Here is a 20254-nt window from a genome sequence, read left to right on the forward strand (position 1 = left end):
CCGGGCGGCCGCGCAGGGTGCGTGAACAAACAGAGTGGCCTGAACAAAGGGGAACGGCACGATCAAGGAGCCGTTCCCCCGTTTGGGTGATTTGCTGGTGGTAAGGCGACGTGTGCGGCCCCGGAGGAGCCGGGGACCGCACCAGGGAAGGAGCGTCCGATCATGCGGACCACGCTTCGGAAGGCCGCCACCGCCTCCGCGGCCCTCGCACTGGCCGCCGGCACCCTCGCCACGGGCACCGCGGCCGCGTCGGCGGCACCGGCCGCCGGCCGCATCGCCACCTGCCATATATCCGGCCTGCGCGCCTCGCTGGTCGACAAGAACCCGGGCAGCCAGCACGGGATGTCCCACGAGGGCACGATCCTCACCCTCACCAACACCTCCGGCCACACCTGTGCACTGCGCGGCTACCCCGGGCTCCAGTTGGAGAACGCCCGGCACCAGCCGCTGCCGACGCACACCACCTGGGGCACCACGTACTTCGTCCCCGATCCGGGCAAGCGGACCCTGGTGCTCGGCGCGGGCCGGTCGGCCGAGGCCGATCTTGCCTGGGCGCACGCGGACGCCCCGTACGTCGCCGAGGCGGGCTACCTGCAGATCACGCCCCCGGCGTCACGCGATCACCTGACCGTTCCGTTCCTGACGACGGTCACCAACGGCGACCTGGGCGTGACGGCCTTCGCGTACAGCATCGACGTGCGCTGAGCACGCCGAGGCCCGGGCAGGACAGAGCCGCGGCTCCGCCCCGCCCGGCCCGGCCCGTGGGTCAGCGCACGGCCGCGGGCTCCGCGGTGCGGCGGTGGTTGCGGCTGATGTTCTTCTCCAGCAGTGCCAGGCACTCGGCGACGCCCACGCTGCCGGGCGTGACCTCGGGCAGCCGGCCGTCGTCCTGCTTCAGCTGCCGCAGGGCCGAGTCCATCGCCGCCTGGGCGGCGAAAAGGCACGGCGTGCTGTAGATGGCGACGTCCACACCCAGCTCGCTCAGCTCGGTGCGGCTCAGGCGCGGCGACTTGCCGCCCGCGATCTGGTTGAACAGCAGCGGCTTGTCGCCGATGACGTCGCGCACCTTGCGGATCCACTCCACGCTGCGCACGCCGTCGACGAGCACCACATCGGCCTCGGTCGCCGCCAACGCCTTGGCGCGGCGCAGGATTTCCGGCTCCTCGGTGGCGTCGGTGCGGGCCACGACCACGAGGTCGCGGCGCGCGGCGAGAACGAGGTCGAGCTTCTCCAGGTACTCCTCCAGCGGGAGGATCTGCTTGCCGTTGACGTGCCCGCAGCGGCGGGGGCGCTTCTGGTCCTCCAGGATCACCCCGGAGGCGCCGATGGCCTCCAGGTGCTGCACGGTGTGGCAGGCGGTCTCCGGGTCGACGTAGCCGTCGTCGATGTCGACGAGCAGGTGCTGGTCCGGGAAGGCCAGGCGCAGCCGCTGCACGAAGGCGACGATGTCCGGCCAGGCGATGAACCCTATGTCGGGCAGGCCGTAGTGCGAGGCGGCGAAGCCGAAACCGGAGATGAACATGCCGTCGTAGTGCTGGGCCGCGACGGATGCGGAGAACATGTCGAAGACGCCGATGAGAGGGGTGGTGCCGCCTGCTGCGATCGCGGCACGTAGCCGATTCGGGTGGTTCACGCTACCCTCCGAGGAATGGGTTACGCCGACGCGTGGTAGTGGCCGCTGCCCGCTACAGCTCGCGGTCACTCGCCGGCGTCACGGACCGGAAATCGGGGAGCCCCGGGGCTGCCGTGCCGTCAGGCGCGGTACGCCTCCGGGGCTTTCCTGCCCGGGCCCTGGCACTCAACTATGCCCGGCCGGGAGCCGACTACACATGATCACGGTGCCGGTCGGCTGCGACGCGAGATTAGTCAAGCTTTGGTCATGAAGCAACATGCGCAAGGCAAAACAGACTTCATCGCGATGCTTTCACGCCGGTTTCGGAATGCCCGTTTCCCCTTGCCGATCGGGTACGCCCCGCCGTGCACGCAACGGCCGCCCGGTGACCGGCCGTTGCGTGCACGGTCCGGTCGGCCGGGCGGCCGTGGCGGTCGGCTCAGCCTTCCCGGACGCCGAAGGCCCGGGCGGCAGCCCGCCGCCAGCGATTGGCGGGCAGGGCCGGATGCAGCGCCGCAAGGGCGCCGCAGTACTTGGTGAAGACGGCGGGCCGCACTCCGTGGGCGTGCAGCAGCCGGTCCGCCTCGGTGAGGTGCCCCGCCGTCTTCGTCTCGACGAGCACGAGGCCGCCGGAGCACCGCACGGTCCGCTGCGCACGCAGGTCGTCACAGGTCAGACCCGCGTCACAGGTGATGCGTTCACCGTCGGCCACCAGGGTCGCGCGGAGGTAGTCGGTGCTCAGGGACGGGTGCAGGGCGGTGGGCGAGGCCATGCCGTACGCGCCGTCGAGGGTGTCCGCGAGGAAGTCCCGGCAGCGGGCGTCCAGCGGGGTCTCCGCACCGGCCAGGGGCCTGCGGTGCTTGACGGTGTTGCCGCGGCACCCCTTGAGCTTGATCTCGAACTGCCGCTCCCCCGAGTCCTCGTAGACCCGCTCGCGGATCTTGAAGCGGAGCCGGCGGCCCTGCCGGTGGTCGTGGAAGGAGCGCAGGCCGGGGGTGTCGTAGTAGACCGAGTGGTACCGGAAGGCGCGCCGGCCGTCGATGGTCAGGGCCCGGAACGGACCGCCGGGCCGTGCGGGATCGGTGAGCCGCTCGGCGACCCGGCGGAATATCGCCACCGGCACGAGGTAGCTCCGGTCGAAACGGGCCAGGAGTTCGGCCCGTTCGTTGACCTCGGCCAGCGAGATGGGGGCGGTGGCGTGGGCCGCGTCCTCGATGGCTCGTACCGCCGGGACGACGAGCGGGGCGGGGGCGGTCGTCACACCGACTCCCAGGCGGGCGCGGTCCGCTGCACGGGCTGCGGCCCGGCGGCGCGGCGGTCGGCGGCCGTCCCGGGGACGGGCTCGCGGTAGCGCACGTCGACGACCGTCAGGTCGCGGACGAAGTCGACTTCCATGACCGTCCAGTGAAGGGGCTCGCCCAGCCGCCGGGCGAGGTCGGCACGGAGCGCGGCGGGGTCGTTGTGGACGGTGTCGAGGGTGACGACGGTGCGGCGGGCGCGGGCGCACAGCCGGGGGTGGTCGGCCGCGTAGACGACCAGGAGCAGGACGGCGCTCAGCGCCGCGGTGAGGCCGAAGGCCAGGTCCGGCAGGCCGCAGAGGAGGCCCAGGACGAGCGTGGTGAAGTAGTAGGCGACCTCCTCGTGCTGGACCGAGTCGGAGCGGAGCCTGATGATCGACAGCACCCCGAAGAGGCCGAAGCCGAGCGCGGTACCCCCGCTGCCGCCCACCTCGGCGAGGGCGGCGACGACGGTGAACAGGCCCGTGTTCAGGGCCAGATAGGCCGGTACGAGGTCACGGCGCCGGTGCCGGGGCAGGTAGATCACGAAGGTCAGCAGGCACACGGCGGCGAGGTCGAGACCCAGGTGGGCGGCGAGATGCCGTAGCGAGTCCATGGTTGTGCTCCCTGTGCGTGTCGGAGGGAGCACAGACGATAGGTAAACACCGGGCGAACATGCGTCCGCCTGTGGAGAAACGATGCGCCTCCTTGATGCAAACGGACGCCAACTGTCCGGATCCCCACCTCACCTGTCGCGTTCGGCGTTCTTGCCGCAACCGGCCCCACCCGTCACGGGCGCTGCGGCCGCCCGGTGGCATCCTGGTCGACCGTCCGCTGGGGCATCGGCGCGGGCTCGCCGCGGCGGATGGAGCCGGGGGCGCGGCGGGCCGGGTGGTCGGCGCGGCGGGAGGAACTGAGCTGCCAGGGCACGCTGGTGACCATGACGCCGGGGGTGAACAGCAGGCGGCTCTTCAGCCACAGCGCGGACTGGTTGTGCAGCAGGTGCTCCCACCAGTGGCCCACCACGTACTCGGGGATGTACACCCCCACCACGTCCCGCGGGCTGGTGCGCCGGATGGAGCGCACGTACTCCACGACGGGCTTGGTGATCTCCCGGTACGGGGAGTCGAGCACCTTCAGCGGCACGTCGACGTCCAGCTCCGCCCACTGGCGCTCGAGCGCCTTCGTCACGTCCCGGTCCACCGCGACGGTCAGCCCCTCCAGGTGGTCGGGGTGAGAGGCCCGGGCGTAGGCGAGGGCACGCAGGGTGGGCTTGTGGATGGTGGAGACCAGCAGGATGGCCACCACGCGCGAAGGGCGGATGAGTTCCGCGCGCGGATCGCTGACGGCCAGTTCGGCGGCGACGCCGTCGTAGTGGCGGCGGATGCCGCGCATCATCGTCCACAGCACGATCGCCGCGACGACGGCCAGCCATGCGCCCTGGACGAACTTGGTGGCCAGCACGATCACCAGGACGAGCCCGGTGACGACGGCTCCGGTCGCATTGATGACCCGGGCCGTCATCCCGCGCCGCCGTACGGCCGTGTCGGTCGTGCTGCGCAGTTCGCGGTTCCAGTGCCGGACCATGCCGGTCTGGGAGAGCGTGAAGGACGTGAAGACGCCCAGGATGTAGAGGTGGATGAGGCTGGTGACGTCCGACTTGTAGAACCACAGCAGCAGTCCCGCGGCCAGGGCCAGGGCGATGATGCCGTTGGAGAAGGCCAGCCGGTCGCCGCGGTTGTGCAGCTGCCGCGGCAGGTAGCGGTGCTGGGCGAGGATCGAGGCGAGCAGCGGGAAGCCGTTGAAGGCGGTGTTCGCGGCCAGGATCAGCACCAGGGCGGTGGCCGCCTGGACGAAGTAGAAGCCGAAGCTCTGCTCGCCGCCGAAGACGGCCGCGGCGAGCTGCGCGATGACCGTGCGCTGGGTGTACGAGCCGCAGCTGCCGGGGAGGCCCGTGAGCCGGCACGAGTCGTCGGTGATGTGCACCTTCGCGATCAGGGCGAGCATGGTGACGCCCACGAACATCGCCACCGCGATGATGCCCATGATGCTCATGGTGCTCGCCGCGTTCTTCGACTTGGGCTTGCGGAAGGCGGGGACGCCGTTGGAGATCGCCTCCACGCCCGTCAGCGCCGTACAGCCGCTGGAGAACGCGCGCAGGCACAGCATGATCAGGGCGAAGCCCGCGAGACCGACGTTCGCGGGCTCGGCCGTGATGCCGAAGGGCGCGCTCTCCGACGTCGGCGGGTGACCGAGCAGATAGCGGACCAGCCCCGTGCCGACCATGATCAGCACACCGGCGATGAAGAGGTAGGTCGGCGTCGCAAAGGCCTGCCCGGACTCGCGCACGCCCCTCAGGTTCGCCCCGGTGAGCACGGCCACGAAGCCGACCGCCATCAGCACGCGGTACCCGGCCAGGTCGGGCACCGCGGAGATGATGTTGTCCACGCCCGAGGCGACCGACACCGCTACGGTCATCACATAGTCGACGAGCAGCGAGGCGGCGACCACGAGGCCGGCCGCGTCGCCCAGGTTCGTCGAGACGACCTCGTACGAGCCGCCGCCGCTCGGATAGGCGTGCACCACCTGGCGGTAGGAGAGCACCACCACGGCCATCAGCGCCACGACCGCCCCCGCGATCCACGGCGTGAAGTGCAGATAGGCCAGCCCGCCGAGGGTCAGGACCAGGAGGATCTCCTGGGTGGCATAGGCCACCGACGACAAGGGGTCGGAGGCGAAGATCGGCAGCGCCAGGCGCTTGGGCAGCAGCGTCTCGTGCAGCTCCTCGCTGCGCATGGCCCGGCCGATCGCCAGCCGCTTCAGAATCCCCGTCACATTGAGCACAGCGCGAGCGTAAGCCGTATTTACGGCATTTATAGTGATACGCAACGCCGGGCGGAAGGGGGCACGCCGCCCGCACACCACGGCCGGCCGGACGCGGCCGTGAGGGGGAAGCGTTGGGGAATCAGACTGTTCCGGCCCCGGCCACGCGCAGTGTGGCGCGCAGCGGCTTCGAGGGCTGGAGCAGCAGGCTGGTGGCCGGGACGGCCTCACCCGGGTCGACGTGCACCTCGAAGCGCTGGGCAAGCGTCGCGAGCACCAGGACCGCCTCGACCAGGGCGAAGCGGGCGCCGAGACAGGTGCGCGGGCCGCCGCCGAAGGGGAACCACGCGTGGTCGGGCACGGGGTCCGGCGCGTCGGCGTCCCAGCGCTCAGGGCGGAAGGAGGCGGGGTCCGGGAACCAGCGCGGGTCCCGGTGGGTGGCCCACTGGCTGCTCCACACGATGGTCCCCTGCGGCAGCGGGCAGCCGCCCAGGGTGGCGCCCTTCCGGGCCACGGCGGGGGTCAGCCAGACGGGCGGGAAGACCCGCAGGGCCTCCTTGACGATCTGCTGGGTCCAGGTGAGGCGCTCGTAGTCGTCGACGGCCGGTGGCCGGCCGGTGAGCACGTCGGCCAGCTCCCGGTCGAGCCGCGCGCGGGCGGCGGGGGCCGTGGAGAGGAGGTACCAGACCCAGGTCAGCGTGGTGGACGTGGTCTCGTGCCCGGCCGCCCACAAGGTCACGGCCTCGTTGCGCACCTCCCTCGGGGAGAGCGGGGCGCCCTGCTCGTCACGGGCCGCGAGGAGCCGGCTCAGCAGGTCGTCCCGGTCCTCGGCGCCTCCCCCGGCGGCCAGCCGCTCGTCGACCAGCCGGGCGATCTCGGCGTCGATGGTCCGCACCGCGGCGAGCAGGCGCCGCCGCGAAGGGGTGCGCACCCAGGACGGCAGCAGCAGATTGACGCCCTGCAGCTCGTCGCCGACCACCTTCTGAGCCACGGCCATCGCGTCGCCGAGCACGTGCCGACGGTCGCCCAGATCGTTGCCGAACAGCGTACGGACGACGACGCGCTGGGTGAGCAGTGCCATCTCCCTGAGCACGTCGATCCGGTCGCCGTCGTGCCACCGGTCCGCGACCGCCCCGGCGCAGTCGACCATCGTCTCGGCGTACCGGCGCACCTGGCGCGGCCGGACGGTCGGCTGGACCAGGGCCCGTTTGCGGCGCCAGTCGGCTCCCTTGCTGAGGATGACGCTGTCGCCGGTCACCTGTTTGAACGCCCAGCCGATCTCGAGGATGTCGTAGCTCTGTTCCACGGAGGCGAGCAGCTCCGCGATGTGCTCGGGCCGGAAGACGAACAGACTCCGCCGCGGCCCCAGCGACCACGTCACCGCGTCCCCGTAGTCGTCCCGCAGACGCGCGAGGAAGGCCAACGGGTCCCGGCCGAAGGCAGGCAGGTTGCCGAGCAGCGGCAGCCCGCGCGGACCCGGCACGGGACGGAGCGGAACGGCGGGTGCGGTCATGGAGCGAAACCTCCGGGCGTGAGGGGAGCCCCGTCCGGACAAGGGGGCATCCTCGATGGCTTCCCGGCTCCGGTGCGGCCGAAAGGCGGTACACGGGTGATGTCGTGCGGGCCGGCAAGGCTGATGGTCCGACAAGTCACCGAGCGAGCCGGCGGCGCCAGACGGTGGCATGCCGACGTCACCAGAATCCGTGGGAATCGTTGGCAAGACGTACCAGCACTGCGGAATTCGGGATTAAGGAGATCAGGTGCGACAACTCGCCACCACTCTGGCCATGGCAGCGGCCGCAGTTGCCGCGAGCAGCGTCACGGTGACAACCGCCCAGGCCACCCCCACCTCGGGCCACCGGGACAAGCCGCCGTACTCGTACGCCTCGTGCCTCGGCGCTGCCAAGCAGAAGGGCGAGAGCCCGGCCTACGCGAAGTGGCACTGCGACCAGCTGGTGAAGAAGGGATGGGTCCTGCCGCCGCAGCGCCAGCAGGGCAAACGCACGGTCCATGAAGCAGGATGAACCCTCCGAGTTCCTGCGAAGAGGCGTAAGAGGACGTTTAGCGCTCATCAATCGATCGTGCATCGGCCGCCGCGAGAGTCGTGGGGTGATTGCTCACCCCACGACCGAAGGGCCAGTCATGCGCAAGAGATCCTCCCGTCGTCTCGCCGCCGTCGCCGCGACCACGGTGGTCGCCGCCGCCGGAGTGGTGGCGACCGGCGGAACGGCATCGGCCGACCGGAACGACGCCCAGGGCGTCATCTGGAACAACGAGGTCCTCACCAAGGGTTCGGGCCTCAGGAACGGCAACGCCCAGCTCGCACTGCAGGACGACGGCAACCTCGTCATCTACACCACCGGCGACAACTGGGCACACCGGACACCGATCTGGCACACCGACACGGTGGGGTGCGGGGACCGCGCCATGATGCAGTCCGACGGCAACTTCGTTGTGTACGGCCAGAACAACCGCGTGTGCTGGGCCAGCAATACCGCGCAGAACGACATCGGCACGAACTACCCGGTGATGAAGCTCGGCCTGTTCTCCGACGGCACGCTGAGGGTCTTCAGCGAGGCCCCGTACATCATTCAGGTCTGGTCGAGCCGGTGACGCACGGGCTCCGGTTCTCCCTCCTCGGCCCGGTGCGGGGCTGGAGCGGGGGCGCCGAGCTGGACCTGGGCAGACCGCAGCAGCGGGAAGTGCTCGCGGTCCTGATCGCCGCCGCCGGACGGACCGTGGCGATGCCACTGCTCGTCGACGGCGTGTGGGACGAGGGCGACCGTCCCGCCAGACCGGAGCATGCGATTCGTACCCACATCTGGCGGCTGCGCCGGGCCCTCGCCGGGCACGGCGCGCCGGTGCTGGAGACGGTCGGCGACGGCTATGCGCTGCGGGTCGCCGAACACGACGTGGACACCTGGTCGTTCGAGGGTGCCGTGGCCACGGCCGAGGAGGTGCGGTCCGCCGACGGGGCGGACCGTGCCCGCGAGGTCCTCGACGCGGCCCTCGGGCTGTGGACCGCCGAGCCGCTGGCGGGCCTGAACGGGCCGGCCGCCAGGGCGTTGCGCACCCGGCTGTGCGGAGCCCGGCAGGCGGTACTGGAGGCCCGGCTGGAACTCGACGCCGAACTCGGGGACCGGCCCGGGCTGGCCGCGGAGGCCGGCGCCCTGGTGGTGGAGTACCCCGCGAGCCAGCGGCTGCGCGGGGTGCAGATGCTGGCGCTGTACCGGTCGGGCCGCCAGGCCGAGGCGCTGGGGGTCTTCGAGGACACCCGGCAGTTCCTCGGAACGGCACGACCCTGCAAGGCGTTACGGGAGCTGCACCAGCGGATCCTGCGCTCGGACCCGTCCCTCAGGCTTCCCGGACCTGCACACGGCGTCCGGGCCACGGGGCCGCGCCCGGCCGCCCTGCCGCGCGACATCGACGACTTCACCGGACGCCGGCAGCAGGTGGAGACGCTCGCCGGAATGCTGACCGGTGACGCGGCGGCCGTCGTGGTCTCCGCGATCAACGGCATGGCCGGCGTCGGCAAGACCACGCTCGCGGTGCACACCGCCCGCGGGCTCGGGGACAGGTACCCGGACGGGCACCTGTACGTGGACCTGTGCGGCGCCGACCGCGACCCGGCCGACCCGCAGTCCGTCCTCGGCACGTTCCTGCGGGAGCTGGGGACCGACGCGAGCGACGTCCCGGACGGCATGGCCGAACGCATCGCGCTCTACCGCTCGTCGCTGTCGGAGCGGCGGGTGCTCCTGCTGCTCGACAACGCGGCGTCGGGCGACCAGGTGCGCCCGCTGATCCCGGGCGCGGCGGGCTGCGCCGTGCTGGTGACCAGCCGCGCATGGCTCACCGGGCTGGAGGGCGCGCAGCACCTGCGGCTCGACGTGATGCCGCCCGAGGAGGCGCTGGAGCTGCTGCGGCGGATCGTCGGCGACCGCCGCGTCGACGCCGAGCCGCAGGCGGCGGCGGAACTGGCGGACGCCTGCGGGGCACTGCCCCTGGCACTGCGGATCGCCGCGTCCCGCCTGGCCGCGGAGCCCGGCCGGCCCCTGGCAGACATGGTCCGCCTGCTCACGGACGAACGGATCCGCCTGGACGAGCTGCGCAGCGGGGACGCAGCGGTGGAGGCCGCGTTCGACCTGTCGTACGTCAAGCTCACCGGCGAACAGGCGCGGGCCTTCCGGCTGTTGGCGGTCCTGGAGGTGCCGGACTTCGGGCTGCCGTGCGCGGCGGCGCTGCTGGGCCGGGACGCGTGCGACCCGGAGGACACCGAGGAGCTGCTCGAGTCGCTCGTCGACCTGAGCCTCCTGGAGTCCCGCAGGCCGGGCCGGTACCACTTCCACGACCTGGTCCGTGCGTTCGCGCGAGCCAGGAGCGCCCGCGAGGAGACCCCCGGGGAGACGACCCGGGCCTTCGCGGGGCTTCTGGACTTCTGTGTGGCCACTGCGCGCAACGCCGATGCGGTTGCGCACTCGGTGGAACCCGCGGAGCGTTCCCTCATCGACGTGCCGACGGCCTCGGCGGGCCTCGCGTTCAGCACCGCCCAGGACGCCACCGACTGGATGCGGGAGGAAACTCCCCTGCAGCGCGCGCTGGTCGACCGCGCCTGCGAGGACGACGGCCTGTCGCTGGTACAGGCGGCCGACCTCATGGACAAGCTGAACACCGTGCTGTCGGGGATCACGCACCTGTCCGCCGTGGCGGAGCGGGCCGAGCGGGTCGCCGGTGCCGCCACGCGCCGCGGCAGCCGGGACGTCGAGGCCCTGGCCCGGTACGTACGGGGCAACGCCCTGTGGCACGCGAACTCCTACGCCGAGGCCGAGTCCGAACTCACCCGTGCCCTGGAGCTGTGTGCCGGCGGATCGGCGCGGCTGCGGGCGTCGGCACACCTCACGTTGTGCGCGAACGCCCGCGTCCACGGCCACTTCGACGAGGCGGTCGGCCACGGCGAGTCCTCGGTGCGGCTCTTCCGCGAACTCGGTGCGGAGATCGCGGAAGGCACCGCACTGGGTGAGCTGGCCTTCAACTACGCCCGCCGGGGCAGGCTCTCCGAGGCCCGGGCCGCGGCCGAGCGGGGTGCGGAGCTGGTCGGCGGCCGGGAATCGGTGTCGAAGGCCATCGGGCTGTACTACCTGGCCCGGGTCCTGCGCCTGTGCGGGGACGGGAACGCCGCACTGAGCCGGGCCCGGGACGCCCTGGCCCTGTTCCGCACCCTGGGCGTGACCGCCTTCGAGGCGGCGACGGGCACCCTGATGGCCGAGGTCCACGCAGAAGCGGGGCACTACGCCCTCGCGGCGGAAACCGCCGAGGAGTTCATGCCGCTGGCCCGGCGGACCAGTGGCATGCTCGAGGGCGCTCTGCTCAGGGCGCTCGGGCGCAGCCTGTGTCATCTGGAACAGGAGGCGAGGGCGAGGGCCTGCCTGGAGGCCGCCCTCGACCTCTTCACCCGGCGCGAGGCCATGGCCGATGCCGAACAGACCCGGACGCTGCTGGCAGGCATCGCGTGAGCGTCAGTTCTTGTACTCGCCCCACCAGACCACGGCGTTGTTGCCGCCGCCGCCCTGGAGGGTGTTGCGGAAGGTGTTGTCCGTGCCGTTCGTGTCGTAGCTGTTGCTGCCGGCGTAGGGGTTGTCCCAGTGGAAGCGGATGGTCCGGCCGTTCCGCCAGCCCTCCTCGCAGTTGGACGTCGTGTAGGTGACGGAACCCTCGGTGCCGGTCATGAACCCGTTGCTCTCCGACTGCCAGGAGACGTCCTGGGTGTTGTACACGGTGGCCGACGGCTCCTGCCCCTGGCTCCAGATGCCGTGGTCGAGGCCGTAGCTCTGCCGGTTCAGCTGGCAGCCCGTCCCGTTGTGGAACTGGACCTGGGTGCTCCGGGCCGCGTTGGCGACGGCCGGGGCGGCCGAGGCGGTGCCGGCGGCGAGGGCGCCGAGCCCGATCGCGGCCACGGTGGCCGCGGTCATCAGGCGGGGAGTGCTGCGACGCATGGGGAACCTCATTCCTTGCGGTGCCGCGGGTCTTTCCCGCGTTGCCGGAACTCTGAGGCACCCCGTTCAACAACCGATTGACGGGGTTCGTTTATCCACCCGCTCCGCGATGCGGGTCGGCGGTTCCTCCGGTGCCGCGTACTCGGCGTGGCCGAAGCCGTACTCGATCCACGGCTCGATGGTGGCCGGGTCGTCGGCCAGGGCTCGGGGGCCCGAGTGCATCAGGGTCCGCAGGGCACTGATCTCCCGACTGGCCTCCCACGATCCGCCGCCGGTGGGTCCGCGAGGTGGCCCGCGACCCGCGCCGTACCATCGCGACGGATCACAGAGGTGAGGAGAGGGAGCCTCTTGGTTAGGCTGCGGTGACGAACGCCCAGCACGCAATTGCTGAACCGATTGTCGTGAAGTAACCGTACCGCTTGTAGATCTCGCTTGCCTTACGCTTCTGTTCCTCGAGCGTCAGGTTGCCATCCATGACCGGGTCGGAGGCGTTGCGGACGGAAAAGAACGCCGGCGGCTTCGACATCGAGCTGAGTGCGAGCCCGAGTGCGGCATCGTCCATTTCTACGACCAGGGCATCTGGTGCGATCTTCAGAAGTCTGTAGTGGTCGTCCTTGTCACCGAAGGCGAAGAAATCGGTCGTCTCGGTGGTCCCGGACTCCCAAACCTTGACCGATCCCCGCGTCAGATACTGCGGCGGGATCTTGTCCTGGTTGGCGGCCAGCAAGGGATCGATACCGGCCAATGCGTCGTGCATCGCCGGCGTCAGCGGCGTGGTCTTATATGCCGTGTTCGCCCAGGGCTCGTTTTTGAACTGCTTCTCGCACAGCCAACGCACCACCTTCGGGATCGCGATGTCGCCGAGCTCGGTCTGCAGCCCTACCCCACCGGCAGTTCCCGTGGTGATGACCATGGATGGGGTCACCTCCGCGATCACCTGGTGCCACAGCTTCACGATCGGCAGTGAGGGGCCATCGGTCGCCGGGTGCAGCTCCGATTTGAAGCATACGGCGCGACGGCCGCCGATCGAGCTGATGTGCCACGACCCGAGGCGTCCCGACGAGCGGGCAGGCGCCCGCTCGTCGAGCAACGGCTCGAATTCGGACCAGTTCTTCTTGTAATGCGTCCACGAGGTCGACTGGACTCCCGGAGTGAGAACGTCGGCGAGGGCGCGAGCTTCAGCCACGGTGTAGGTGACTATGAGGACGTCGGCATGAGGCAACTGACTTGTCTCCCCGGCTCCGCCGAGGGGGGCCGCAGTGGGAGCCTGGCCATCCGGCCAGGGAATTTCCGTCAGTTGTTCGGTCATCGCCCCGGGATCAAAGTTGATTCTGGCCCGTAGCAGTTCGGGATCAGGCATCACCGGCCTCCGTTTATCGATGCGAACTGGATGACGCCGTACGGGTGCTCCGTGCGATCGAACACGGTGTAGTAGTTGTTCAGGAGCGGAAGACCCAGGATGGACTGCGGGACCGGCGAGAGGGCGAGCATGAACATCGCGACTCCGGCCTCCAGCGCATCCTGCTGCCAGTAGGTGGACGGACTGCAGATCAGCTGCACACCCTCTCCGGTCTCACCTTCGAGAGTGAAGGTGATATCGGGCCAGCTCGCAAGGTCGAGCGTGTCGTTGGACACCGCACCCTGCCGCATCGCCTGCTCGATGGCCTGCACAAACTTCCCGTCGAGCGCCTGGAAGCCTGCCATGATCGCTTCCAGGACCGTCTGCGAGAGCGCGAGGATGTTGGTCCCGCTGTCCACGATCGAGTTGGAAATCATCGTCTTCGCATACTTCGGGCTCAGTGGCGGCACCTTTACCGGCTGGCTATTGCCGACCTGCACGGACTGGAGGTTGGTGTTGTACCACTGGTCATCCACCACCTTCACGTTGACGAACTCTCCCGTGTACAGGTCCTTCTGCTCTGGCCCACCGCCGAGGATGAAGAATCCGTTGTTCAATTCGGGTTTGGCCGCGCTCGGTACGGAGCGCAGCGTGTAGAAGGCGAAGATGTTTCTCGTCACGTTGTCCGTCTCGAGCGCAGTGAAGTACGGGGGTAGATCCACCTGTGGCATGATGCGCCCGAGCAACGTCCCGAACTGCACGATCGCGGCGCGCGAGCTTCCGATACGGAACGGCCACGGGTACGTCACGTCTTGCTGAACGCCCTCTTCCTTGAGATACGAGCTGACGTTGAAGGCGCTGTTGAGGACGTTGAAGGCGAGCCCCATGATCCCGTCGGCCTTGCCGAAGGCCCCGGGCTGGTCATCCGTTGTCACAGCGAGGTACACCCTGGCAGCTGCCGGGTCGGCTCCTTCCCCCATCTGCACTTTGGTCTCAAGGACCGGGCCGGTCCACGCGCCCGTGCCATAGACGACGTCTTGCGCCAGCTGCGTCGTCTGCATTTCCTTGTCGTTTCCGGGAGCGTAGACGGTCGGAACCACAGCCAGCGTGCTGCTACCGGTGTCCAGGATGACGTTGGCTTTCGTCTTCTCGCTGCCGATCTCGATTTGGGCGGTGTAATCACCCTCCGCGTTGCTGTTAGTGATGGGAATCCGCAGTACCTTCTGCGTTGTCACCGTCATACTGAGCCTCCTTCACCAACATGTCGGCCCACAGCACAGGCCCTCGTTGCGTTCACCATGCTTTGATTGCCTGCCGTGTTCCTCAGAACTCGCCCTGCCAGCACCAGGAGAGCGGGCGAACCGCCGCCACTCAGTGCGACGGGCGGCGGTAAAGTTCACACATATCACCCGGGCCGTAAATCCACGTCGGCTATGGGCCACCCTTCCGCCGCGCACGATCGGAAAGGCCGCCACTGTTTGGCCAGTCTTGAAACTGACCAAACATCACATCGCCCAAGCATGTTCTTTCGGTGCGTCGCGCCATCCCGACCGGCTGCACCCCCCGCTCGGCCCCTGGCGGGCACTCCTTAACGACGACGTTATGTCAAGGCATACGAGTGGGCAAATCGGGTGATCGTGACGTTTCTGACGATGGGCGTCTGCTCCGCCCCCCCTTGGGGCGGCCACTTCATTGAAGACTTCCCACACGGGAACCCCCTCTTGAGCGATCGTTCAAACACACATACGCTCTGTTTGAGCGACTGCTCAAACACTCGCCCGAGGGGAGCTCGGTCATGACGACCTCCATGTTCCAAAGAGCAATGGGCGCCGACTTCGAGCGCCTTCACCCGTGCGTCCGGCGGCGCTTCTCCGTCGGGCTCGACAGCGGCGAAGCCTGCATCGGACGCGGCGTCATGGAGGAGATACGGCACGGCCGCGGTTTCGTCCGCCCCTTCCTCACCCTGGGCGGCAGCCGGAACATCCTGCTCCCCCGCGCGGGCCGGAACGTCCCCTTCACCATCGAGAACGTCCCGTACCGCGACTCCTACGGCCGGGAGACGGTCACCTTCGTCAGGACCTTCCGCTTCCCGGGCGGGCCGCGCCGCTTCGACGCCACGATGATCTTCAGTCCGGAGCGCGGCTGCATCGTCGACTACCTGGGCACGCACCAACACCTCGCCACGGACCTGCACTTCTCCGCCGACCCGACGGGCGCGCTGGTGATCCGCTCCGGCGAGCACCGCTTCCGCGAGGGGCCGGTCGACGCGCGGGTGCCGCACCTCGTCGGCGGCGACGCCCTCGTGCGGGAGTCGTACGACGAGGACTCCGACCGCTTCCGCATCGACGTGCGCGTCACCAATCGCCGCTTCGGCTTCCTCTTCGGCTACCGCGGCTCCTTCACCGCCGAGTACGTCGACGTGGCCGAGCACGGAGTGCGCCCGGGGCTGCGGCCCGTCCGCGAAGAGGTCCGGGTTTGAGCGAGGACACCCGCACCAAGCTGCTGGACGGGGCCCTGCGGACCCTCGCCGAGCAGGGCATCGCCAAGACGTCCGCACGGTCGGTGGCCGCCGCCGCGGGCGTCAACCAGGCGCTGGTCTTCTACCACTTCGGCAGCGTCGACGAACTCCTCGCCGAGGCGTGCCGTCACGGAGCCGAACAGCGCGTCGCCCAGTACCGCGACCGGCTCGCCCGGGTCGCCACGCTCGGCGAACTGCTCGACGTCGGCCGCGAGTTGCACGCCGAGGAACGCGGCAACGGCGGGCTGGCCGTGCTCGCCCAGCTGCTGGCCGGCGCCCAGACCCACGACCGCCTCGCCCCCGCGACGGCCACGGGCCTCTCCCTGTGGACGAGCGAGATCGAAAGGGTCCTCGAGCGCGTCCTGGCCGGCACTCCGCTGGCCGAGTTCGTGGACGTGTCCGGGCTGTCCCGGGCCGCCGGAGCCGCGTTCGTCGGCCTCGAGCTGTACGAGGGCGTGGACCCCGACGGGGCGGAGCGTGCGCTCACGGCACTCGAGCAGCTGGCCGGTCTCGTCGAGGCGCTGGAGTCGCTCGGGCCCATGGCCCAGCGGGCCACGCGCTCCTACCTGCGCCGGAAGAACGGCACCTACGGCACCCGGTGAAAAACCGGCTGCCTTCCGGCGGGGCCGGAGGCATGCTGGGCACATGGACGACAGACGGACCGTGCGGGTGTCGAAGTACCTGTCGAAGCACCTACGGCATCAGCCCGGGCGCATCGGCATCAGCCTCGACCCGCAGGGATGGGTCGGCATCGACGAGCTGCTGGCCGCGGCCGCCGCGCACGGGTTTCCCATCGGCCGCGACGAGCTGGAGCACGTCGTGGCCGCGAACGACAAGCAGCGGTTCGCCATCGAGGGGGAGCGGATACGGGCCAGCCAGGGCCACACGGTCGAGGTGGACCTCGGCCTGCCGGAGGCCGTTCCCCCGCCGTACCTCTACCACGGCACCGTCGCCCGGAACCTCGCCGCGATCCGCACGGAGGGGCTGCGGCCCATGGACCGCCACCACGTCCACCTCTCGGCCGACCGGGAGACCGCGACGCGCGTGGGAGCGCGGCGCGGCAGGCCGGTGGTGCTGTCGGTGGACGCCGGGGCGATGCACCGGGCCGGGCACACGTTCCGGCTGAGCGCGAACGGGGTGTGGCTGACGGACGAGGTACCGCCGCGGTTCCTCATCTCCCAGCGGCCTCGTCGATAGCAGGCATCGCAGCACCCCCGGCCCGGGTTGGGCGGCGGAACCACAGCAGCACCAGGGCCGCGCCCAGGGCTGCCAGCAGTGCGCCGCCCGTGAGGGCCGCACGGAGGTGGCCTGCTGTCACGCCCGTGCGGAACGCGAGCCCCGCCAGGGCCGTGCCGCAGGCCGCGCCCGCCAGGCGGCCGAAGGAGAGGTAGGAGGACGCGCGGCCGTGCAGCCACTGGGGTACGGAGTTCAGCGCCAGCCGGGACGTGGCGGGGAACAGGAGCCCCAGCCCGCAGCCGAGCAGCAGGCCCCCGGGCAGCAGCCAGAGGCCGTGCAGCGGCGAGCCCGGCAGGGCGTACCCGGCGAAGGCCACCGCGCAGGCCAGGAACCCGGCGACCGCGGGGACCCGCTCGCCGAAGCGGTCGGTGAGCCGCCCCGCCACGGGGCCCGCCGCGCCGATGCACAGGGCCAGCACCATGGGGGCGAGCGCGGCCCGCAGCACGCCGTAGTCGGCGGTGTCCTGGAGGTACTGCTCGACGAGGAAGAAGGTGCCGATCATCGTCGCGAAGGTGAGGGCGGCGACCACGGAGGCCCCCTGCACGGCGGCCATCGAGGGGCGCGCGCCCGGCACGTCCGCCGTGCGCTCCCGTGGCTCGGGCGCCGTGCCGGGCCGTACCCACCGCAGCACGTAGAGGGCCGTCACCAGGCCCAGCGGCAGCAGCGCCCACCAGTTGGCGCGCCACCCCCACGCCTCGGTGAGGACCCCGCCGAGCAGCGGGCCCACCAGGTTGGACAGGCCCGAGGCCGCCCCCCAGATGCCCAGCGCGGTACCGCGCCGTTCGGCAGGGAAACCCGATACGGCTCCGGCCAGCGCGGCCGGGCTGGCGAGGCCCGCGCCCGCGCCCTGCAGCACCCTGGAGACGGCGAGCACCTCGAAGGAGCCGGCGAGCGCGCCCACCAGGGTGCCCGCGCAGAACAGGCCGAGGCCGGCCAGGGCGACCCTGCCGGGGCCGAAGCGGTCCACCAGCCGCCCGCCGGGGAAGAGCCCGACGGCGTACACGGCGAAGTAGACGGTGAGCAGCCAGGACGCGGTGTGCGCGGAGACGTCGAGGGCCGAGCCGACGGACGGGAGCGCCACGGTGACGATGGTGCCGTCGACCTGGAGCAGGGCTGCGATCGCCGTGCACACCGCCAGCCGGGTCCAGGCGCTGCGCGGGACGGCGGGGCGCCGGGTGGCGGATTCCTCGGATTCTTCGGTTGCGGTCATGGGCGTGGGTCAGCTCCTTCGTCGCTTCCTTCGTCACTCGGCCGCGTCGGCGGCCCCGTTCGCCGCGCGGGCCACCATGCCTTCTCGCCCAGCAGGTGTGTGATCGCCGGCACGAGGACCACCCGCACCAGCACGGTGTCGAGCAATACGCCCAGCGCCACGGTGAATCCGAGCTGGAAGAGCATGACCAGGGGCAGGATCATCAGGATCGAGAAGGTGCCCGCCAGGACCAGGCCCGCGCTGGTGATGACCGAACCGGTGCTGAGGAGGGCGGTGCGCACGGCCGTGCGCGTGTCACTGGTGCGGGCGTCCTCGCGGACCCGCGCCATGAGAAAGATGTTGTAGTCGACGCCGAGGGCGACGAGGAACAGGAACGCGAAGGTGGGCTCCACCGGGTTGGTCCCGTGCTGCCCGAGCAGGTCGCGGAAGACGTACAGCGAGATCCCGAAGGCGCCGAAGAAGGACACGATGACCGTGGCGATGAGGTACAGCGGCGCCACCACGGCGCGCAGAAGCGCCACCAGCACGACCATGATGATCGCCAGGATCAGCGGCACCAGGACGCGCAGGTCGTGGTCGGCGGCGTGCCGGGTGTCCAGTTGCACGGCCGGGTTGCCGCCCACCACGGCCCGTACCCCGCTCGGCAGCCCGGAGTTCAGGGCGTGGCGGATGCCGGCGACCCGGTCCAGGCCGGTGGCGTCGTACGGGTCGGTGCCGAGGACGACCTGAAGCCGGCCGGCCCGTCCGTCGGTGGAGCGGACCGGCTGCGGTGCGGCCGAGGCGACGTCGGGCACGGTGCGCGCCCGGGCGGCGGCCGCGGTGAGGTCGTCGGTGCGCAGCGGGCCGTCGGCGCGTTCCACGACGACCGTCAGGGGTGCGGCGGTGCCGGCCGGGAAGGCGTCGGCGAGGACCCGGTATCCGGCGGCGGACGAGGTCGGCTCGCGGAAGGCGTGCAGCAGGCTCATGTCGTCCACGGCCCGGCTCACCCCGGTGGCGCCCACGGCGAAGAACAGCAGGGTCGCGGCCGTCGCCCGCCACGGCCGGCGCAGCAGCGCCCGGGCCGTGCGCTCCCAGGCGCGGCGCACCGGGCCGGTCGCGGGCCGGGGCGTGCCGGCGGTCCGGCGGCGCAGCAGGGCGCGGTGTCCGAGGAGCGCCAGCAGCGCGGGCATCAGGGTGAAGGTGGACAGCAGGACGCAGGCGGTGCCGACGAGTCCGGCCGGGCCCAGCACCCGGGTGGAGCCGAGCCGGGCGGCGAACAGCGCGGACAGCGAGGCCATGACCGTCAGTCCGCTGAAGAAGATCGTGGGTCCCACGCGGCGCACGGCGCGGCGCAGTGCGGGCCAGGCGGCCGGGTCCGCGGCGAGTTCCTCCTGGTAGCGGGCGGTCATCAGCAGGCAGTAGTCGGTGCCCGCGCCGAACATCAGGATCAGCATCAGCGAGGTCGCCTGACTGTTGATCAGCAGCCCGGCGTGCGCGGCCAGCGCGTAGACGATCCCGGCGGCCAGCACGTAGGCGAAGCCCACCACGACGAGCGGGACGACCGCCAGCAGCGGGGAGCGGTAGACGACCAGGAGCAGCAGCAGGACCAGGGCGGCGGTCGCCCCCAGCAGCCGCAGGTCCACGTCGCTGAAGATGGCGATGGCGTCCGCGCTGATCCCGGCCGGGCCCGAGACGTCCGTCGTCACGCCGGACGGCGGATGCACGGCGGCGCGCATCGCGTCGACGGTGTCGCGGACCTTGTGCCCGCCGGTCGCGGTGACGGGGACGACGGTGACGGCCACCGAGCCGTCCGCCGAGACCAGCCCTGGGGCGGGCCGGCCGTCGGCGGTGAAGGGTGCGGTGGGCGTCCGGGTGCCGGGGACGGCGCCGAGCCGCGCGGCCTGGGCGTTCAGCGCGGCGCGGTCCGCCGCGGTCAGTCCGCCGGCGCGCCGCTGGACCACCAGGGCGGGCAGGGTGTCGCCGTCCGGGAAGCGGTCGGCGAGCAGCCGGGAGACCTCGGCGGAGGGTGCCGAGGCGGGCAGGAAGGCGGCGCCGTCGTTGCTCGTGACGTTCTGCAACTTGCCCTGGAAGGGGCTCAGCAGGCCGGCCAGCAGCAGCCAGGCGGCCACCACGAGCCACAGCAGCAGCCGTGGCCGGGCGCCGAGGGCGGGTAACGCCGACCGGATTGTGGCCTTCCGGCCCGGGGCCTGTCCGGCGTCCTCTTCGCTGCGCACGGCATCACCGCATTCGGGGTCTACTCTGTGGCTTCA

The 20254-nt window shown here is 71.0% G+C and carries 18 protein-coding genes; 7 read left to right on the forward strand and 11 right to left on the reverse strand.

The features are described from left to right. Window positions 1-162: 162 nt before the first annotated feature. Window positions 163-705 carry a DUF4232 domain-containing protein gene (locus tag AC1Z4A_RS00865; RefSeq protein ID WP_483675867.1) on the forward strand — a complete coding sequence of 181 codons (543 nt, stop codon included), beginning with the start codon at window positions 163-165 and terminating at the stop codon, window positions 703-705. A 61-nt stretch (window positions 706-766) separates the two neighbouring features. Here the strand turns inward: AC1Z4A_RS00865 and AC1Z4A_RS00870 are convergent, their stop codons facing one another. The 5 genes from AC1Z4A_RS00870 to AC1Z4A_RS00890 form a co-directional block, all read right to left on the reverse strand. Further along, window positions 767-1633, reverse strand: coding sequence for an isocitrate lyase/PEP mutase family protein (locus AC1Z4A_RS00870; RefSeq protein ID WP_483675868.1), 867 nt, complete (start codon window positions 1631-1633; stop codon window positions 767-769). A 418-nt stretch (window positions 1634-2051) separates the two neighbouring features. Further along, window positions 2052-2873 (reverse strand): polyphosphate polymerase domain-containing protein, encoded by an 822-nt coding sequence (locus AC1Z4A_RS00875; RefSeq protein WP_483675869.1) that lies wholly within the window; start codon window positions 2871-2873, stop codon window positions 2052-2054. Further along, entirely contained in the window at window positions 2870-3505 is a 636-nt protein-coding gene (locus AC1Z4A_RS00880; RefSeq protein ID WP_483675870.1) for a DUF4956 domain-containing protein, read from the reverse strand. The genes AC1Z4A_RS00875 and AC1Z4A_RS00880 overlap by 4 nt, the downstream gene beginning before the upstream one ends. 173 nt (window positions 3506-3678) lie before the next feature. Then, complete coding sequence (locus AC1Z4A_RS00885; RefSeq protein ID WP_483683467.1) at window positions 3679-5685, reverse strand: APC family permease; 2007 nt, start codon at window positions 5683-5685, stop codon at window positions 3679-3681. A gap of 169 nt (window positions 5686-5854) precedes the next feature. Next, window positions 5855-7225 carry a cytochrome P450 gene (locus AC1Z4A_RS00890; RefSeq protein ID WP_483675871.1) on the reverse strand — a complete coding sequence of 457 codons (1371 nt, stop codon included), beginning with the start codon at window positions 7223-7225 and terminating at the stop codon, window positions 5855-5857. Between the two features lie 247 nt (window positions 7226-7472). On the opposite strand from AC1Z4A_RS00890, the gene AC1Z4A_RS00895 reads away from it, so the two are divergent. The 3 genes from AC1Z4A_RS00895 to AC1Z4A_RS00905 all read left to right on the forward strand — a co-directional run bounded on the left by AC1Z4A_RS00895 (window position 7473) and on the right by AC1Z4A_RS00905 (window position 11222). Beyond that, on the forward strand, window positions 7473-7736 hold the full coding sequence (locus tag AC1Z4A_RS00895) for a hypothetical protein (RefSeq protein WP_483675872.1): 264 nt from the start codon (window positions 7473-7475) through the stop codon (window positions 7734-7736). 118 nt (window positions 7737-7854) lie between these two features. Then, on the forward strand, window positions 7855-8325 hold the full coding sequence (locus AC1Z4A_RS00900; RefSeq protein ID WP_483675873.1) for a hypothetical protein: 471 nt from the start codon (window positions 7855-7857) through the stop codon (window positions 8323-8325). Further along, entirely contained in the window at window positions 8322-11222 is a 2901-nt protein-coding gene (locus AC1Z4A_RS00905) for an AfsR/SARP family transcriptional regulator (protein ID WP_483675874.1), read from the forward strand. The genes AC1Z4A_RS00900 and AC1Z4A_RS00905 overlap by 4 nt, the downstream gene beginning before the upstream one ends. A gap of 3 nt (window positions 11223-11225) precedes the next feature. Here AC1Z4A_RS00905 and AC1Z4A_RS00910 read toward each other — a convergent pair whose 3' ends face one another. The 4 genes from AC1Z4A_RS00910 to AC1Z4A_RS00925 form a co-directional block, all read right to left on the reverse strand. Then, window positions 11226-11702: an aegerolysin family protein gene (locus AC1Z4A_RS00910; protein WP_483675875.1), complete on the reverse strand. Its 477-nt coding sequence runs from the start codon at window positions 11700-11702 to the stop codon at window positions 11226-11228. Window positions 11703-11768: 66 nt separating this feature from the next. Next, window positions 11769-11924 carry a hypothetical protein gene (locus AC1Z4A_RS00915; protein WP_483675876.1) on the reverse strand — a complete coding sequence of 52 codons (156 nt, stop codon included), beginning with the start codon at window positions 11922-11924 and terminating at the stop codon, window positions 11769-11771. Window positions 11925-12054: 130 nt separating this feature from the next. Next, the gene (locus tag AC1Z4A_RS00920) at window positions 12055-13062 is read right to left on the reverse strand and encodes a phosphorylase family protein (protein WP_483675877.1); all 1008 of its coding nucleotides are present in this window, start codon (window positions 13060-13062) and stop codon (window positions 12055-12057) included. Beyond that, the gene (locus AC1Z4A_RS00925; RefSeq protein WP_483675878.1) at window positions 13062-14282 is read right to left on the reverse strand and encodes a pepsin-like aspartic protease; all 1221 of its coding nucleotides are present in this window, start codon (window positions 14280-14282) and stop codon (window positions 13062-13064) included. The genes AC1Z4A_RS00920 and AC1Z4A_RS00925 overlap by 1 nt, the downstream gene beginning before the upstream one ends. Window positions 14283-14836: 554 nt before the next feature. Between AC1Z4A_RS00925 and AC1Z4A_RS00930 the strand changes: the two genes are divergently transcribed. The 3 genes from AC1Z4A_RS00930 to AC1Z4A_RS00940 are packed head-to-tail and all read left to right on the forward strand — an operon-like array spanning window position 14837 to window position 16756. Continuing rightward, window positions 14837-15520, forward strand: a complete 684-nt coding sequence (locus AC1Z4A_RS00930; RefSeq protein ID WP_483675879.1) for a DUF4166 domain-containing protein — start codon at window positions 14837-14839, stop codon at window positions 15518-15520. Next, window positions 15517-16161 carry a TetR/AcrR family transcriptional regulator gene (locus AC1Z4A_RS00935; protein ID WP_483675880.1) on the forward strand — a complete coding sequence of 215 codons (645 nt, stop codon included), beginning with the start codon at window positions 15517-15519 and terminating at the stop codon, window positions 16159-16161. The genes AC1Z4A_RS00930 and AC1Z4A_RS00935 overlap by 4 nt, the downstream gene beginning before the upstream one ends. Before the next feature lie 43 nt (window positions 16162-16204). Continuing rightward, window positions 16205-16756: an RNA 2'-phosphotransferase gene (locus AC1Z4A_RS00940; RefSeq protein ID WP_483675881.1), complete on the forward strand. Its 552-nt coding sequence runs from the start codon at window positions 16205-16207 to the stop codon at window positions 16754-16756. Here AC1Z4A_RS00940 and AC1Z4A_RS00945 read toward each other — a convergent pair. Both AC1Z4A_RS00945 and AC1Z4A_RS00950 read right to left on the reverse strand, forming a co-directional pair. Continuing rightward, on the reverse strand, window positions 16731-18005 hold the full coding sequence (locus tag AC1Z4A_RS00945; RefSeq protein WP_483675882.1) for an MFS transporter: 1275 nt from the start codon (window positions 18003-18005) through the stop codon (window positions 16731-16733). The genes AC1Z4A_RS00940 and AC1Z4A_RS00945 overlap by 26 nt on opposite strands. Further along, complete coding sequence (locus tag AC1Z4A_RS00950; protein ID WP_483675883.1) at window positions 18002-20218, reverse strand: MMPL family transporter; 2217 nt, start codon at window positions 20216-20218, stop codon at window positions 18002-18004. Before AC1Z4A_RS00950 ends, AC1Z4A_RS00945 begins: the two co-directional genes overlap by 4 nt. Window positions 20219-20254 lie beyond the last annotated feature (36 nt).

Source organism: Streptomyces sp. 17_S59 (genome assembly GCF_056930295.1).